The sequence below is a fragment of the Bradyrhizobium sp. i1.15.2 genome, assembly GCF_040548425.1.
GTDB lineage: Bacteria > Pseudomonadota > Alphaproteobacteria > Rhizobiales > Xanthobacteraceae > Bradyrhizobium > Bradyrhizobium canariense.
The window spans coordinates 1-1,524 of sequence record NZ_JBEPRQ010000075.1 but is presented as its reverse complement, the minus strand read 5'-3'; the positions used below and the strand labels follow the sequence as shown (position 1 = coordinate 1,524).

Here is a 1,524-nt window from a genome sequence, read left to right as displayed (position 1 = left end):
AGTCGTCCGTGAAGAGCGGCTAAGCGATTGAGCTAGGATCGCATTTGACTTTGTGGACTGTTTTTGGAATGCAGGATTTTGATGCTTGGGGCATCGGAACCTTGCAATTTCATTTTCAGGATTCCGTCGAATCGCCAGTCATGATTCGGTGGTCGCATCGGAGGTGGCGATGCGACCGAAGAAGCATAGGACGACGGGATCGGGCGATCTGTTCCGGGCCAGGCTGGACCAGATCATCAATTTGAAGCACGAGCTGGTTCAGCTCGCCGGCAAGGTCGATTGGGACTGGATCGACGGCGAGATCGCTCCGCTCTATAGCGAGAACGGTCGGCCAGGCATCGCGACCCGCTTCGTGATTGGGCTGCTCCTGCTCAAGCACATTTACGGCCTCTCCGATGAGGGGGTGTGCGAGCGTTGGGTCCACGACCCGTATTTCCAGTACTTCACCGGCGAAGAGTTCTTCCAGCACGCGTTCCCGCACGAGCGCTCGGACCTGAGCCATTGGCGCAAGCGGCTCGGCGACAAGCTGGAGCTGTTGCTGGCCGAGAGCCTGCGGGTGGCGCACGAGGCCGGCGCGTTACGCGGCCAGGACCTCAAGCGGGTCACGGTCGATACCACCGTGCAACCGAAGGCCATCACCTTTCCGACCGATGCCAAGCTGCTGCACGCGGCGATCAAGGGGCTCAACCGCCTGGCGAGGAAGCACGGGGTCAGGCTGCGGCAGTCCTATCTTCGCATTGCCAGGACCGCGGCAATGATGGCGGGGCGCTACGCTCATGCCAAGCAATTCAAGCGGCATCAGCGGCAGTTGCGCATTCTGCGCAGCCGGCTGGGCCGGATCATTCGCGATATCCGCCGCAAGATCGAAGGTCAGACCGTGCTCGAGAACGCCTTCGCCCTCCCGCTCGGCCGAGCCTCGCAGATCCGCTCGCAGCAGCAGCGCCAGCGCGGCTGGAAGCTCTATTCCTTCCACGCCCCGGAGGTGGAGTGCATCGGCAAGGGCAAAGCAGCCGCGCCTTACGAGTTCGGTGTCAAAGCCTCTATCGTCACCAACAACCGCCGTGCTCCCGGTGGCCTGTTCGTGCTGCACGCCAGGTCGCTGCCCGATAACCCGTACGACGGTCACACATTGCGGGACGTCATCGACCGCACCGAGACACTCACCGGCTGTGCGATCGAGCGGGCCTATGTCGACAAGGGATACCGCGGCCATGACACAAAGAACCCGCGCCGTGTCTTCATCTCTGGCCAGAAGCGCGGCGTCTTCGGTGTCATCAAGCGCGAGCTGCGCCGCCGCTCCGCCATCGAACCCATCATCGGACACCTGAAGACCGATGGCCACCTCGGCCGCTGCTACCTCAAAGGCCGCGCCGGCGATGCGGCCAACGTCATCCTCTCAGCCGTCGGCCACAACTTCCGCCGCATCCTCGCCTGGCTCAGAGAACTCTTGTGCCTGTTCCTGATCCAGCTCTGGCGCACGCCCGCCTGTCCGGCCCCGCTCAATTCGGCTTCTTAACGGACGAC

At 62.8% G+C, this 1,524-nt stretch carries 1 protein-coding gene; it reads left to right on the top strand.

Annotation, left to right across the window (positions count from 1 at the left end; genetic code table 11):
• Nucleotides 1-169: 169 nt before the first annotated feature.
• Nucleotides 170-1,516: an IS5 family transposase gene (locus tag ABIB80_RS39250; protein ID WP_007594069.1), complete on the top strand. Its 1,347-nt coding sequence runs from the start codon at nt 170-172 to the stop codon at nt 1,514-1,516.
• The last annotated feature ends 8 nt before the right edge of the window (nt 1,517-1,524 follow it).